This is a genomic window from Paenarthrobacter sp. 10N417 (assembly GCF_056394745.1).
In genome coordinates this window covers 47,039-60,350 of sequence record NZ_JBFTIL010000007.1, presented here as the reverse complement: position 1 = coordinate 60,350, position 13,312 = coordinate 47,039, and the positions used below count along the sequence as shown (strand labels likewise).

Genomic DNA, 13,312 nt, shown 5'->3' with positions numbered 1-13,312 from the left:
TTTAGCCCTCGGCGAGGACATACGCCGTAGCGATGCCGCCATCGTGGCTCATGGACAGGTGCCAGCGCTTGACGCCCTTGGCATCAGACACGGCCAAGACCGTTCCTTTGACCTGGACGGTAGGACCATTCTGGTCAAGACCGATCCAGCAGTCCTGCCAATTCATGCCTGCGGGAGCACCCAGGACCTTGGCCACCGCTTCCTTGGCAGCGAAGCGGGCCGCGAGTGATCTGGTGTTGAGTTCGCGCTCCGCAGGAACGAACAGCCTGTCCCGAAGTCCGGGGGTCCGCTCGAGTTGCCGGGCGAACCGCTCGATGTCTACGACGTCTACGCCAATGCCAACAATCATGCGGTTATTCTACGGTCACGCTCTTGGCGAGGTTACGCGGCTGATCGACGTCGTAACCCTTCGCCCCGGCCAGTTCAGCAGCAAAGATCTGCAGTGGCACGGTGGTGAGCAGCGGCATGAGCAGCGTGGGCGTCTCCGGTACGTAGAACACGTGCTCCGCATAGTCCCTGACCGACTCGTCGCCTTCTTCAGCAATGACCAGCGTACGGGCACCGCGTGCGCGGACTTCCTGGATGTTGCTGACAACCTTGGAGTGCAGGGAGTCACGACCACGCGGGGACGGGACAACCACGAAAACGGGCTGGCCGTCGTCGATCAGGGCGATCGGTCCGTGCTTGAGTTCACCAGCGGCGAAGCCCTCAGCGTGGATGTAGGCAATTTCCTTGAGTTTCAAGGCGCCTTCCAGGGCCACCGGGTAGCCAACGTGGCGGCCCAGGAACAAGACGGACTTTTCGTCCTTCATGCTGCGGGCGAGTTCGCGCAAGGGACCTGCGTTGTCCAGGATCTTCTGAATCTTGGCCGGGATCTTGTTCAGGTCCGCGAGGACGTCCTTGATCTGGCCGGAGAAGATGTTGCCACGCAGCTGGGCCAGGTAAAGGCCAAGCAGGTAGGCGGCAGTGATCTGGGCGAGGAACGCCTTGGTGGATGCAACTGCGATTTCCGGGCCAGCGTGGGTGTAGAGCACGGCGTCGGATTCACGCGGGATGGTGGAACCGTTGGTGTTGCAGATGGAGATCGTCTTGGCGCCCTGTTCGCGGGCGTAGCGGACGGCCATGAGCGTATCCATGGTCTCGCCGGACTGGCTGATGGAAACCACCAGGGTGTTGGCGTCAACGATCGGATCGCGGTAACGGAACTCGTGTGCGAGCTCTACTTCCGTGGGGATACGGCACCAGTTTTCGATGGCGTACTTGGCAACCAGCCCAGCGTAGGCTGCGGTACCGCATGCCAGAACGATGATCTTGTCAACCTGCTTGAGGAGTTCCGGATCGATGCGGACTTCGTCCAGCGTCAGCTTTCCGTTGAGGTCCGAACGTCCCAGGAGAGTCTGCGCTACGGCGTCGGGCTGGTCGTGGATTTCCTTCTCCATGAAGGAGCTGAAGCCACCCTTTTCGGCAGAAGCCGGGTCCCAGTCAACGTGGTATTCCTTGCCTTCAGCGGGAGCGCCGAAGAAGTCTGTGATCTCCACGGAGTCCGCGGTGATGGTGACGATCTGGTCCTGACCGAGTTCCACGGCACGGCGCGTGTAGTCGATGAAGCCGGAAACGTCCGAGCCGAGGAAGTTCTCGCCCTCGCCAAGGCCAACCACGAGCGGGGAGTTGCGGCGGGCGGCCACGACGACGTCGGGCTGGTCCGCGTGGACGGCGAGGAGGGTGAATGCACCTTCCAGGCGCTGGCAGGCCAGTCGCATCGCGTGCGTGAGGTCGCCGCCGTTGCCGTTGAGTTCGCTGCGGAAGATGTCGCCAACCAGTGCAGCAGCAACTTCGGTGTCTGTCTCCGACTCGAAGGTGACGCCCTTACCCAGCAGTTCTTGCTTGAGCTCGGCGAAGTTTTCGATGATGCCGTTGTGAATCAACGCCAGACGCCCGCCGTCGGAAAGGTGGGGGTGTGCGTTACGGTCGGTGGGCCCACCATGCGTGGCCCAACGGGTGTGGCCAATGCCGGTCAGGGATTCGGGAACCGGGTTTGCTTCCAGTTCACTGATCAGGTTGCTCAACTTGCCGGACTTTTTACGGGACGAGATGGTCCCATCGGCCACCACTGCGACGCCAGCGGAGTCATAGCCGCGGTACTCAAGACGACGCAGCCCCTCCACGACGACGTCAAGGGCGCTGTGACCAGCTGCCTTACGAGACGAATTGCCAACATAGCCTACGATTCCACACATGGGTATAAGCCTAACGGCTAGGTCAAACAACTGATGTGGGACATCCCTTCTCCTCCTATTGCCTGCGCGGCATTAATCACCCACAATTCACCTTCACGTCGTCGCGCATTTCCTGATCCGCCGGGCTAAGGGCAGAATCAGAACGTGACTTTGCAACGCACCGAAGCAAACGGCGACGGCGCTTCCCCCTTTGTTGAGCTGGACCGCCAAACCTGGTCCCGGCTTGCAGCACAGATGGAGCAGCCCCTCAACGAAGAGGACATTTTCCGCCTCCGAGGCCTCGGCGATCCCCTGGATATGAAGGAAGTGCGGGAGGTATACCTCCCCCTTTCGCGGCTTCTGCACCTTTACGTGCAGGCTTCGCATGAGCTACACGCAGCGACAACAACGTTCCTGGGTGAGCAAACGCAGCGCACCCCATTCGTCATCGGTGTGGCCGGTTCCGTTGCTGTTGGAAAGTCCACCATCGCCCGTGTTCTTCGTGAAATGCTGCGGCGCTGGCCGGGAACACCGAACGTAGAACTCATCACCACAGACGGCTTCCTGTACCCGCTGGCCGAGCTGAAGCGCCGGCATCTGCTGGAACGCAAGGGTTTCCCGGAGTCCTACGACCGCCGTGCGCTATTGCGTTTTGTGTCGGAAATCAAAGGCGGAGCCGAGGAAGTCCGGGCACCGTGGTACTCCCACGTCACCTACGACATCGTCCCGGGCAAGGAAGTTGTTGTCCGCCGCCCGGACGTCCTGATTGTGGAAGGCCTCAACGTTCTGGCCCCTGCAAGACCCCGCATGGATGGCAAGCAGGGCCTCGCGCTGAGCGACTTCTTTGACTTCTCCATCTACGTTGACGCCAAGACCTCGTACATCGAGGAGTGGTACGTGGATCGGTTCCGAAAGCTCCGCACCACGGCCTTCGCTCAGCCTGAGTCCTACTTCCACCGCTACGCCACCCTGTCCGACGAAGATGCCGAGTCAACAGCCCGCGGTATCTGGAAGCGCATCAATGAGCCGAACCTCGAAGAGAACGTGCTCCCCACCCGTGGCCGCGCGCAGCTGGTACTCACCAAGGATGCGGACCACTCCATACGCCGCATGCTTTTGCGGAAGGTCTAAGTGGACATCCAACCTCAGCCGATGCCCAGCCGCCGGGCATTCGCGGGTCTCCTCACCGCTGGCGCAGGCCTGGCCGCACTGACTGCCTGCACTCCGGATGGCCCCGCAGCCTCCCCTGCAGCGACCTCCCCTACAGGGACTTCGGCGATACCTTCCGCCACTGCCTCCAGCGCCACACCAACTCAAGTCACTGCCGTAACGCCCGCTGCGGCTACAGAACCTTCCAGCAGCCCTCCCACCGCAGCGCCCTCTCAGGCCGCAGCCAAGCAGTTCTCGCTGACCGATCCAGCCAGCCCATGGGTGGTGGTCAACAAACACCGGCCGTTGAACCCGCAGAACTACGTCCCGGCGGATTTGGTTCAGCCGAACATCCGGCTCGCCGTCAGCGGTGAAGCCACACAAATGAACAGCACGACGGCGACTGCCGCAGAAAAGATGTTTGGCGCAGCGGCGGCCGAGGGCGTCGTCATGGCATTGGCATCCGGGTACCGTTCCTATTCCACCCAGGTGGTCACCTACAACGGCTACGTCGCAAGCAGCGGCCAGGTTGCAGCCGACAGGGCTTCGGCACGCCCCGGTCATTCCGAACACCAAACGGGCTGGTCCTTTGACATTGGCGACGGCGGAGGTGCCTGCAGTTTCCAACCCTGCTTCGCCGACCAACCCGCGGCTATTTGGGCCAAAGCCAACGCGCACAAATTCGGTTTCATCGTCCGCTATCCGTGGATGTTCCATGAAACCACCGGATACTTCTACGAGTCCTGGCACCTGCGCTACATCGGCGTCGAAGCAGCGACAGAGATGAACACCCGAGGCATCGCAACGCTTGAGGAGTACTTCGGGTTGGAAGCAGCACCGGACTACCTGTAGCGCCGGTCCTTTTAGAGCCCGTCCTTTTAACCAGTGCGGCCCGCCCTCCTGCAAACCAGTAAACCGGTGATCAGGAAAGCGGGCCGAGGTTGCTTGGGTTCTATACAGCCAGTTCGCTGGGAGCGCTCAGGCGTTCTTTGACTACGGCAGCCAGGCTGTTGCAAATACGTTCAGCCGTCTCCATGTCCGCAGCTTCCACCATGACGCGCACCAGTGCCTCGGTTCCGGACGGGCGCAGCAACACACGGCCGGTTTCACCCAGTTCCAGTTCAGCTGCGGCTACCGCGGCGGCAACGCCTTCGTCGGTGCCCGCACGGGCCTTGTCTACACCCTTGACGTTGATCATGAGCTGAGGGAGCTTGGTCATGGCCGTTGCGAGTTCCTTCAAGCTACGGCCAGTCAGGGCCACCTGCGCAGCAAGCTGCAGGCCGGTGAGAACGCCATCGCCGGTGGTTGCGTAATCGGAGAAGATCACGTGGCCGGACTGTTCGCCACCCAGGTTGTAGCCGCCGTCGCGCATTTCCTCCAGCACGTAACGGTCGCCAACAGCGGTTTCGCGGATGGTGATGCCGGCATTGCGGAGGGCGATCTTGAGTCCGAGGTTGCTCATGACCGTGGCAACCAGGATGCTGTCCTTGAGTTTGCCCGCTTCATTGAGCGCCAGCGCCAGGATCGCCATGATCTGGTCGCCATCTACTTCGTTGCCTTCGTGGTCTACAGCGAGGCAGCGGTCGGCATCGCCATCGTGGGCAATGCCGAGGTTCGCACCGTGCTTGACCACCGCTTCCTTCAACGGACCCAGGTGGGTGGAGCCCACGCCGTCGTTGATGTTCAGGCCGTCCGGTTCGGCGCCAATGACGACTACGTCTGCGCCGGCGTCCTTGAACACCTGCGGCGAACAACCACTCGCCGCGCCGTGTGCGCAGTCCAGGACAACCTTCAGGCCTTCGAGGCGCTTGGGGAGGGTGCCGAGCAAGTGGACAATGTAGCGGTCCTCAGCGTCGGAGAAGCGCTGGATGCGTCCGACGTCGCCGCCCACCGGGCGCTGTGGCTCTTTGCCGAGCTGCGCTTCGATGGCGTCCTCGACGTCGTCGGGCAGCTTCTGGCCGCCGCGTGCGAAGAACTTGATCCCGTTGTCGGGGGCCGGGTTGTGGGAGGCCGAGAGCATAACGCCGAAATCGGCGTCGAGGTCTGCCACCAGGTAGGCCGCAGCCGGGGTGGGCAGCACCCCGGCGTCATAGACATCGATGCCGGAGCTGGAGAGCCCCGCTTCGACGGCGGCGGCAAGGAACTCGCCACTTGCTCTGGGGTCCCGGGCGACTACGGCGCGAGGCCGCTTGCCATCTGTTGTGCGGTCATGGCCGAGTACGACGGCGGCGGCCTGGGCCAGCTGCATAGCCAGCTCGGCGGTGAGCAATCCGTTCGCGAGACCGCGCACGCCATCTGTTCCAAATAATCTAGACATCGGCTCAAGTTTAGACGACGACGGGACACCACCCGTCCAGCAGCGTGTCGGAACGTCATGTGCGCAGGTCAAATCCGGCTCCCAGCACGCCTCTTTGAACTGCTTAAAACGCAACTTCTTAAACGGCGAAAGCCCGCCCCGCCGAGACGGCGGAACGGGCTTTCGAGCAAGCGCAGATTAACGCTTGGAGTACTGCTGAGCCTTACGTGCCTTCTTGAGACCAGCCTTCTTACGCTCGATGACGCGGGCGTCACGGCGCAGGTAACCGGCCTTCTTGAGGGTGGCGCGGTTGTTGTCGACGTCGATCTCGTTCAGCGAGCGGGCCACACCGAGGCGCAGTGCACCGGCCTGGCCGGAGATGCCACCGCCGTGGATGCGGGCGATGACGTCGTAGGCGCCTTCAAGATCAAGGATCTTGAAGGGCTCGTTGACATCCTGCTGGTGCAGCTTGTTCGGGAAGTAGTTCTCCAGCGTGCGGCCGTTGATGATCCACTTGCCGGAACCCGGGATGACGCGAACGCGTGCAACGGCTTCCTTGCGGCGGCCAACAGCTGCACCGGCAACGGTCAGTGCCGGGCGCTCCTTCTTGGGCGCATCTTCAACAGATGTGCTTTCAGAGGTGTAGCTGGTGAGGGTTTCCTCAGCCTCGACGGCTTCGGCGGTCAGTTCTTCGTTCTGAGCCACGGTTCTCCTTGTAATAAAAAGTTGTTTGGTGGCCAGGACTACTGGGCGACCTGGGTGATTTCGAAAGTCTTCGGCTGCTGTGCAGCGTGCGGGTGCTCGGGGCCTGCGTAGACCTTGAGCTTGCCCAGCTGCTGAGCGGCGAGGGAGTTCTTGGGGAGCATGCCCTTGATGGCCTTCTCAACAGCGCGAACCGGGTTGGATTCCAGCAGCTCGGCGTAGTTGACGGAGGTCAGGCCGCCCGGGTAACCGGAGTGGCGGTATGCGCGCTTCTGCTCCAGCTTGGCGCCGGTGAGGGCAACCTTTTCAGCGTTGATGATGATGACGAAGTCGCCCATGTCCATGTGGGACGCAAAGGTCGGCTTGTGCTTTCCGCGCAGCAGTGTTGCGGTCTGGCTGGCAAGACGACCAAGGACAACGTCGGTGGCGTCAATGACGTGCCACTGGCGGTTGATATCGCCGGGCTTCGGGGTGTACGTACGCACGGTTTTGCCTCGTTCTTGTTCTGGCGTTCATGTTTTAGGCGACACGCAGTGAGGCGTGTACCTACTATGTATGCGTTACCGGAGCAGAGGTGAGGGCTCTATAGACCAGTCATCCCAGAATCTCGATATACCTCTTGAGTTAGCGACCCTGCAACTGGATCCCCGAGAAGGCATGTGTCATCGAGATAGGACACGCACAACGACTATAAACAATACCTTCAACGGGCCGTCCGGGTCAAAATGGGGTATCCGCCCCTCGGGGTCGCATGCGCTTTGAGGGAGAGTACATGACCAACGGTCCCGTTTTCCTGCTCCTGCTCGCCGTCGCCGGCTTGCTGTTGAGCCCGGCCGTCGAGTTAGTGATCGCCCGTGGCCTTCCGCGACTCGGCGAGCCCCCTTCCCTCAAGGTCCGGATCACGACGGCGGCAGTCACCGCACTGCTCTTTGCTCTGCTGGGTTGGCGCTTTGGTTTTACCGCGGAATTGCCGGCGTTCCTTTTATTGGCACTTCTTGGGGTGCAGCTTTCGAGAATTGATTTCACCCTCCATTTGCTGCCAAACCCCCTCGTTTTGTTCCTGCTTGGGGGTGGTTTTGTCCTCCTTGCCGCGTCCGCTGCACTCGATCCCGCCTGGCCTGAGCTGCTCCGAGCACTTGCTGGAGGCCTCATACTCTTCGTTGGCTACCTGATTCTGGGACTTATTTCGCCGAGAAGCCTCGGAATGGGCGATGTGAAGCTCGCAGCACCCGTCGGACTGTACTTGGGGTACTTGGGTTGGAAGCAAGTACTCTACGGCGGACTACTGGGATTCGTGGTGGGCGGGGTGCTCACGGTGCTTCTGTGGCGGCTAAGTCACAAGGAAAAGCCCGCAGAAACAGCTCACGGACCGGCGATGGTTGTCGCGGCGCTGGGCGTGACTCTGCTACTTCAGTAGGCCTGCGCCCGTTGGCATTTCGGAGGCTCTTCATGGGCTCAAAAATCTAAGGCTGCTGTCTATTCCAAGTAGTCGCTTGCCCTTTCTGACTTCCAAACTGAGTACTCCCCTGCCCTTCTACGGGTGACAACTGGATTTGTGTTGCAGGAATTCGAGTACGACTACGCATTGTTCAGCGGTACGTCCAGGGTGAATTCTTATCTCATCGAATTCCGAACCACTAAAGGCACCATGGGGGTAGTTCGGGAATCGAAGGCAAATTCCGATAATTTGCTGGACCTATTTCAATCAATTACCAAAACCCAATAATTCATTCTGGGAAGGATTTTCCAATGTCTGCTCTTATTCTCTCCGTCACCTCGTTCATCGCCGGCGTCAAGACCCGCTTCACCAAAGAAGAGAGGGGCGCCACGATGGTGGAGTACGGCCTCATGGTCTCCTTGATCGCGGTAGTCGTCATCGCTGCTCTTCTGATTCTGGGCCCGGCAATCGCGAACCTCTTCACCGGCGTCGCGGCTAGCCTCTAGCCGGACACAAGCGGTTGGCTGTGACGGCGACCTCCGTCGCCGTCACAGCCAACCTCCTTCTTTAAGGGCACTTAAGCTGCCACGATTCTGGGTCTGGGAGACGGTCGTGAAGACTAAAAAGAAGAACGAACGCGGGGCAGTAGCCGTGGAAATGGCGATTCTGTTGCCAGTCCTACTGCTGATCTTGATCGGGGTAATCGAGTTCGGACGGGCCCTCAACGTCCAGGTTTCGCTGACACAGGCCGCCCGCGAGGGCGCGAGGTATGCAGCGGTCCACTATCAGGACGGCCCACTTGATGTTACCGGCACTGCGTTAGCTTCCGCCCCTTCCTTGGCTGGTCTTGGGGTAACGGTAAGCAATAACGCGTCGAGCTGCGCCCCTGGCTCTAACGTCACAGTCACAACCAGCGTTTCACTCCCCTCGATGTCCGGATTTCTGGACGCCGGCTTCTTTGGCACGGCGGGCATCTTCCCCCTCAACATGACCGGAGTAGGAGTGATGAGATGCGGTGGATGAGGAATTTCCGAAAAGTGCGTCAGTCTCACCTGGATGTCGCCGAATCCAACGAAAAGGGTGCGGCCGCAGTCATAGTTGCYGGAATGATGGTCGTGCTACTGGGCTTCGCAGCTCTAGCCGTTGACGTCGGCGCGCTCTACGCCGAAAAAGCGCAGTTGCAAAATGGTGCGGACGCCGCGGCCCTGGCGATCGCTACGGATTGCGCCCATGGAAGTTGCGGGAACAGCGCCTCCACTGGCAACCAATTCGCAAATAACAACGCCAACGACAACGCCAGCGGAGCTGCCGTCACCTTCCCCGCTGCAACTACCGTCAGGGTGGTCACCAACGCCAGGGACACGTCGGGCCAGAACAGCTTCTCATTGTTCTTTGCCCGGGTGCTCGGATTCGATACCACGCCCGTAGACGCAGCGGCAGAAGCATCTTGGGGAGCGCCGTCCAGTGCAACCACGCTGCCGTGGACTGTCAGCGAGTGTGTCTTTAAGAAGTACCTATCCCCAGCACAGCTGGCGTCGCTGAACTCCACGGGAAACTTCACCGGAGACCCTGTTCCTACGCACGTTCTGTTGCGGTATGACACGAACGCCCCCACGGTGTCCGGTTGCGCAGCACAAAACGGATACCAGCCGGGCGGATTTGGCTGGCTCGTCACCAATTCGGGGTGTTCCACCGACATCTCCCTCAATGCAACGGTCAATGGCCAAACCGGCAACCACTTTCCGAACGCTGCCGCCTGCAATTCCGTGTTGGCCCACATCATGGACGAGCCGGCACTCATCCCACTCTTCAAAACGGCGACGGGTAATGGCTCCAATGCCAAATACACGCTGATTGGTTTCGCAGCCTTTCAGGTGACGGGTTACAAGTTCAGCGGCTCAGGCGCAGTCCTGGATCCTGCCGCGCCGAACTGCACCGGGAATTGCCGGGGCCTGCAGGGCTACTTCAAACGGTTTGTTTCGCTCGAGGAAGGAATGACGGTTACTGGCGGCACCCCCAATTACGGAGCATCCATCGTGACGCTCACCGAATAGTCGCTCACACAGCACTGGCAGTATCAAAATTAGAAGGGAGTTAGAAAGTGAAAGCACGCCTACTGGGAGGCATTGCGGCACTGCTTTTAGCAGTCATCGGCACAGTCTTGCTGGTTACCTACATTCAGGGAGCCGACAAGCGTGCGCAGCAAGGGCTCGATCCCGTGAACGTTCTTATCGTCAAGGAACGCATTCCGGCCGGCACCAAGACCGAGGATCTCGGCAACAAGGTGAAGACTGAAACGCTGCCGCAGTCTGCGGTAGCACCAGGCACCATCAGCGCACTCAACGACCAAAAGGGGAAAGTCACGTCAGTTGACCTGCAACCTGGCGAACAGTTGCTGGGCCTGAAGTTGGTGAACCCCAATGAACTGGTTCCTGGAACAGTTCCGGTACCGGAAGGCCTGCAGGAACAGACTTTCATTCTGGCCCCCGAAAGGATCATGGGTGGCCGCATCGAAGCCGGCGACACGGTGACCGTGTTTGCCTCCTTCAAGGCAGACGGCGATATCCCCTCCGATGCGGATATCCCCGCCGAAGTTAAGGGCTGGAAACAATACACCAAGCTGCTGTATCACGATGTATTGGTGACGGCCGTCCAGCAGGCAGCACCGGACGCAGAGAAGAAGTCGGCCAACACGGACGGCTCTGTACAGCTGCCCAATGGATCGGCTTATGTCACCGTTGCCCTCAGCGACGCGAACGCCGCCAAAATGGTCTTTGGCGCGGAATTCGGCACTTTGTACTTGTCCAAGCAAACCGACAAGACCGCTAAGAGCCAACCACCGGTAACGACTCTGGGAGGCGAGTTGAAATGAGCCGCTTCGTAGCCATCACTGCGGTCCGCGATTTCGAAGGCCGCGTGCGTCAGGCAATTACTGGAGCACTCCACGGCGACCTGCAGACGCTGTCACCCGATGTGCTTCATGGCGGTTCCGATGACGTCTTCAAGCAACTGAGTGGCGCACCACCAGAGGTCATGATTCTGGGCCCTGGTGTGAATCCCGACGATGCTTTGAAGTTGGCCACTGTCTTCGATCTTCAATACCCCGAAATCAGCCTGCTACTCGTCTGCCAGCCCGAACCAGACATCGTGCTACGGGCCATGCATTCCGGGATTCGTGATGTTGTTTCTCCTGAAATCGACATCAATGAACTTCGGGTACTGCTCGAGAGAGCCTGTCTTGCCTCCGCCAGTCGTCGACGCGGAATGCAGCCAGCTGCCGAATCCGGCCAGGACCGAGGACGAGTCATTGCTGTCATGTCGCCGAAGGGCGGTGTGGGCAAAACGACCGTGGCCACCAACCTGGCCGTCGGGCTCGGCGCCATGGCTCCCATGGACGTTGTGATCGTGGACCTGGATCTCCAGTTCGGCGACGTGGCCTCCGGCCTGTTGCTGGAACCCGAGCATTCCATCACGGAGGCGGTTCACGGTCCTGCGGCGCAGGATTCGATGGTCCTCAAGGCTTTCCTTACGGTTCACCCAGCCGGCATTTATGCCCTCTGCGCACCTCGGAAGCCATCGGAGTCGGATTACATCACGGCGGACCACGTCTCCAGGCTTCTCAACCAGCTGGCCAGCGAGTTCAAATATGTGGTGGTGGATACGGCTCCGGGACTCGGCGAACACTGTCTTGCCACCTTGGAGCTGGCCACCGACGGTGTCTGGGTGTGCGGCATGGACGTGCCAAGCATCCGCGGGCTGCGCAAATGTTTCAGCGTGCTCAAGGAACTGCAACTCCTACCCCAAGGGCGGCACACGGTGCTGAACTTCGCGGATAGGAAGAGCGGGATTTCCGTACAGGACGTGGAGTCGACGATAGGAGTCCCCATTGACACCGTGATTCCCCGTTCTCGGAACCTGCCTTTCTCCACCAACCGCGGAGTGCCGGTGCTCCAGGGGACCACCCGCGATTCTGCAACCAAGGGTTTGAAGAAACTCGTGGAACGGTTCGACCCCCGCTTGGCCACTACGCCCCAAAACAAACTGCACAGAAGGGTGGTGGTGTCATGAAACTATCAGAACGGCTATCGAAAAGCAGCCCACTCGGGGCAGTGGAGTCACCTGTTAGCAGCGGTGAACAGCCTGCAGGCAACGAAGTACCCGCAATGTCAGTCCCGGCGACGTCTGGGCCGATGCTCGGGGGATCGCTGTCGGCCCCGGCTGTCGACGCGCTATCGGGTCTCAAGAAACGGGCCGCGGCGGCCCTTTTCGAAAGCATGGGCACCAGGAGCAGCGACACCTCCACCTCGGAGGAAGAGCTCCGGTCTTTTGCCGTTGACGAACTTTCAACGTTTATCGACGACGAACAAGTGCCTCTTTCCCCGGAGGAACGTCGGCGGCTGATTCGGGAAATCTCAGATGAGGTCATGGGATACGGGCCCCTCCAGCGCTTGCTGGAGGACCCCTTGGTCACGGAAGTCATGGTCAACCGATTCGACCAGATTTACGTGGAACGACACGGGCACTTGGCACTGACGGACCTGCAATTCAGCAGCGATGACCATCTGAGAAAGGTCATCGAGAGAATTGTTTCCAAGGTGGGACGCCGGATTGACGAGTCCTCACCATTGGTGGACGCACGACTCGAAGACGGTTCCCGTGTCAATGCGATCATTCCTCCCTTGGCGGTTAACGGCCCTTCACTCACCATCAGGAAGTTCAGCCAAGTTCCGCTTACGGTCCGCAACCTCATCGAGTGGGGTTCCATGAGCCACGAGATGGCGGAGCTGCTGAGCGCCTGCGTCCTTGCCAGGTTGAACGTTATCGTCTCAGGCGGTACTGGCACCGGAAAGACAACGCTGCTCAATGTGCTCTCCACGTTCATTCCTGAGTCTGACCGCATTGTCACCATCGAGGATGCCGTGGAACTCCAACTGCAGCAACGGCACGTAGTGCGGTTGGAAAGCCGGCCACCCAACATCGAAGGCAAGGGTGCAGTCACCATCCGCGACCTCGTTCGAAACTCGCTGCGTATGCGTCCCGACCGGATCATCGTTGGCGAAGTGCGCGGTGGCGAGTCACTGGACATGCTTCAGGCGATGAATACCGGTCACGACGGTTCTCTCTCCACCGTGCACGCGAACTCACCGCGTGACGCGATCGCCAGGTTGGAGACTCTGGTCCTCATGGCTGGCATGGACCTGCCGCTCCGGGCCATCCGTGAGCAGGTATCCTCCGCCGTCGACCTTATTGTGCAGGTGACTCGCCTCCGTGATGGCACCCGGCGCGTCACTCATGTGACGGAAGTACAAGGCATGGAGGGAGACGTCGTCACGCTCCAGGATGCATTCTTGTTCGATTATTCGGCAGGCATCGATGCCCAGGGCCGGTTCCTGGGCAAGGCCCTTCCGACGGGGATCCGACCACGGTTCCTCGACCGTTTTTCCGAACTGGGTATTTCGGTGTCCCCGTCAGTTTTTGGCGTAACACCGGTCCCCGTGGGAAGGCGGTAGC

Annotated in this window: 14 protein-coding genes; 9 read left to right on the top strand and 5 right to left on the bottom strand. The window is 60.2% G+C overall.

The features are described 5' to 3' along the window. Nucleotide 1 precedes the first annotated feature (1 nt). Both AC1DCM_RS10295 and glmS read right to left on the bottom strand, forming a co-directional pair. Nucleotides 2-349, bottom strand: a complete 348-nt coding sequence (locus AC1DCM_RS10295) for a holo-ACP synthase (RefSeq protein WP_216925115.1) — start codon at nucleotides 347-349, stop codon at nucleotides 2-4. A gap of 4 nt (nucleotides 350-353) precedes the next feature. Beyond that, on the bottom strand, nucleotides 354-2,237 hold the full coding sequence (gene glmS, locus AC1DCM_RS10290; protein WP_477518161.1) for a glutamine--fructose-6-phosphate transaminase (isomerizing): 1,884 nt from the start codon (nucleotides 2,235-2,237) through the stop codon (nucleotides 354-356). 144 nt (nucleotides 2,238-2,381) lie between these two features. Between glmS and coaA the strand changes: the two genes are divergently transcribed. Both coaA and AC1DCM_RS10280 read left to right on the top strand, forming a co-directional pair. Then, a complete protein-coding gene (gene coaA / locus AC1DCM_RS10285; protein ID WP_477518160.1) occupies nucleotides 2,382-3,347 on the top strand; it encodes a type I pantothenate kinase in 966 nt (321 codons plus the stop codon). Nucleotides 3,348-3,368: 21 nt separating this feature from the next. Continuing rightward, nucleotides 3,369-4,217 (top strand): M15 family metallopeptidase, encoded by an 849-nt coding sequence (locus AC1DCM_RS10280; protein ID WP_477518356.1) that lies wholly within the window; start codon nucleotides 3,369-3,371, stop codon nucleotides 4,215-4,217. Nucleotides 4,218-4,317: 100 nt separating this feature from the next. Here AC1DCM_RS10280 and glmM read toward each other — a convergent pair whose 3' ends face one another. The 3 genes from glmM to rplM form a co-directional block, all read right to left on the bottom strand. Beyond that, nucleotides 4,318-5,682 (bottom strand): phosphoglucosamine mutase, encoded by a 1,365-nt coding sequence (glmM, locus tag AC1DCM_RS10275; protein WP_223946542.1) that lies wholly within the window; start codon nucleotides 5,680-5,682, stop codon nucleotides 4,318-4,320. A 177-nt stretch (nucleotides 5,683-5,859) separates the two neighbouring features. Next, a complete protein-coding gene (gene rpsI / locus AC1DCM_RS10270; protein ID WP_216925110.1) occupies nucleotides 5,860-6,366 on the bottom strand; it encodes a 30S ribosomal protein S9 in 507 nt (168 codons plus the stop codon). A gap of 38 nt (nucleotides 6,367-6,404) precedes the next feature. Next, entirely contained in the window at nucleotides 6,405-6,848 is a 444-nt protein-coding gene (rplM, locus tag AC1DCM_RS10265; protein WP_011775554.1) for a 50S ribosomal protein L13, read from the bottom strand. Between the two features lie 287 nt (nucleotides 6,849-7,135). Here rplM and AC1DCM_RS10260 point away from each other — a divergent pair, with 287 nt between their 5' ends. The 7 genes from AC1DCM_RS10260 (at nucleotide 7,136) to AC1DCM_RS10230 (ending at nucleotide 13,311) form a co-directional block, all read left to right on the top strand. Then, the gene (locus AC1DCM_RS10260) at nucleotides 7,136-7,780 is read left to right on the top strand and encodes a prepilin peptidase (protein WP_477518159.1); all 645 of its coding nucleotides are present in this window, start codon (nucleotides 7,136-7,138) and stop codon (nucleotides 7,778-7,780) included. Nucleotides 7,781-8,112: 332 nt separating this feature from the next. Next, nucleotides 8,113-8,307 (top strand): Flp family type IVb pilin, encoded by a 195-nt coding sequence (locus AC1DCM_RS10255; protein WP_442018347.1) that lies wholly within the window; start codon nucleotides 8,113-8,115, stop codon nucleotides 8,305-8,307. A 106-nt stretch (nucleotides 8,308-8,413) separates the two neighbouring features. Further along, nucleotides 8,414-8,824, top strand: coding sequence for a TadE/TadG family type IV pilus assembly protein (locus tag AC1DCM_RS10250; protein WP_442018346.1), 411 nt, complete (start codon nucleotides 8,414-8,416; stop codon nucleotides 8,822-8,824). Between the two features lie 14 nt (nucleotides 8,825-8,838). Further along, a complete protein-coding gene (locus AC1DCM_RS10245; protein ID WP_442018345.1) occupies nucleotides 8,839-9,855 on the top strand; it encodes a pilus assembly protein TadG-related protein in 1,017 nt (338 codons plus the stop codon). A 47-nt stretch (nucleotides 9,856-9,902) separates the two neighbouring features. Further along, nucleotides 9,903-10,673, top strand: coding sequence for a Flp pilus assembly protein CpaB (gene cpaB, locus AC1DCM_RS10240; RefSeq protein ID WP_442018344.1), 771 nt, complete (start codon nucleotides 9,903-9,905; stop codon nucleotides 10,671-10,673). Then, nucleotides 10,670-11,869, top strand: a complete 1,200-nt coding sequence (locus AC1DCM_RS10235) for a CpaE/TadZ family protein (RefSeq protein WP_442018343.1) — start codon at nucleotides 10,670-10,672, stop codon at nucleotides 11,867-11,869. Before cpaB ends, AC1DCM_RS10235 begins: the two co-directional genes overlap by 4 nt. 122 nt (nucleotides 11,870-11,991) lie before the next feature. Beyond that, a complete protein-coding gene (locus AC1DCM_RS10230; RefSeq protein ID WP_442018372.1) occupies nucleotides 11,992-13,311 on the top strand; it encodes a TadA family conjugal transfer-associated ATPase in 1,320 nt (439 codons plus the stop codon). Nucleotide 13,312 lies beyond the last annotated feature (1 nt).

What these genes read in the sequence shown, in the direction of transcription:
- AC1DCM_RS10295 (WP_216925115.1), bottom strand. Translation starts at nt 349, where the DNA reads ATGATTGTTGGCATTGGCGTAGACGTCGTAGACATCGAGCGGTTCGCC.
- glmS (WP_477518161.1), bottom strand. Translation starts at nt 2,237, where the DNA reads ATGTGTGGAATCGTAGGCTATGTTGGCAATTCGTCTCGTAAGGCAGCT.
- AC1DCM_RS10280 (WP_477518356.1), top strand. Translation starts at nt 3,369, where the DNA reads ATGCCCAGCCGCCGGGCATTCGCGGGTCTCCTCACCGCTGGCGCAGGC.
- glmM (WP_223946542.1), bottom strand. Translation starts at nt 5,682, where the DNA reads ATGTCTAGATTATTTGGAACAGATGGCGTGCGCGGTCTCGCGAACGGA.
- AC1DCM_RS10260 (WP_477518159.1), top strand. Translation starts at nt 7,136, where the DNA reads ATGACCAACGGTCCCGTTTTCCTGCTCCTGCTCGCCGTCGCCGGCTTG.
- AC1DCM_RS10255 (WP_442018347.1), top strand. Translation starts at nt 8,113, where the DNA reads ATGTCTGCTCTTATTCTCTCCGTCACCTCGTTCATCGCCGGCGTCAAG.
- AC1DCM_RS10235 (WP_442018343.1), top strand. Translation starts at nt 10,670, where the DNA reads ATGAGCCGCTTCGTAGCCATCACTGCGGTCCGCGATTTCGAAGGCCGC.
- AC1DCM_RS10230 (WP_442018372.1), top strand. Translation starts at nt 11,992, where the DNA reads ATGCTCGGGGGATCGCTGTCGGCCCCGGCTGTCGACGCGCTATCGGGT.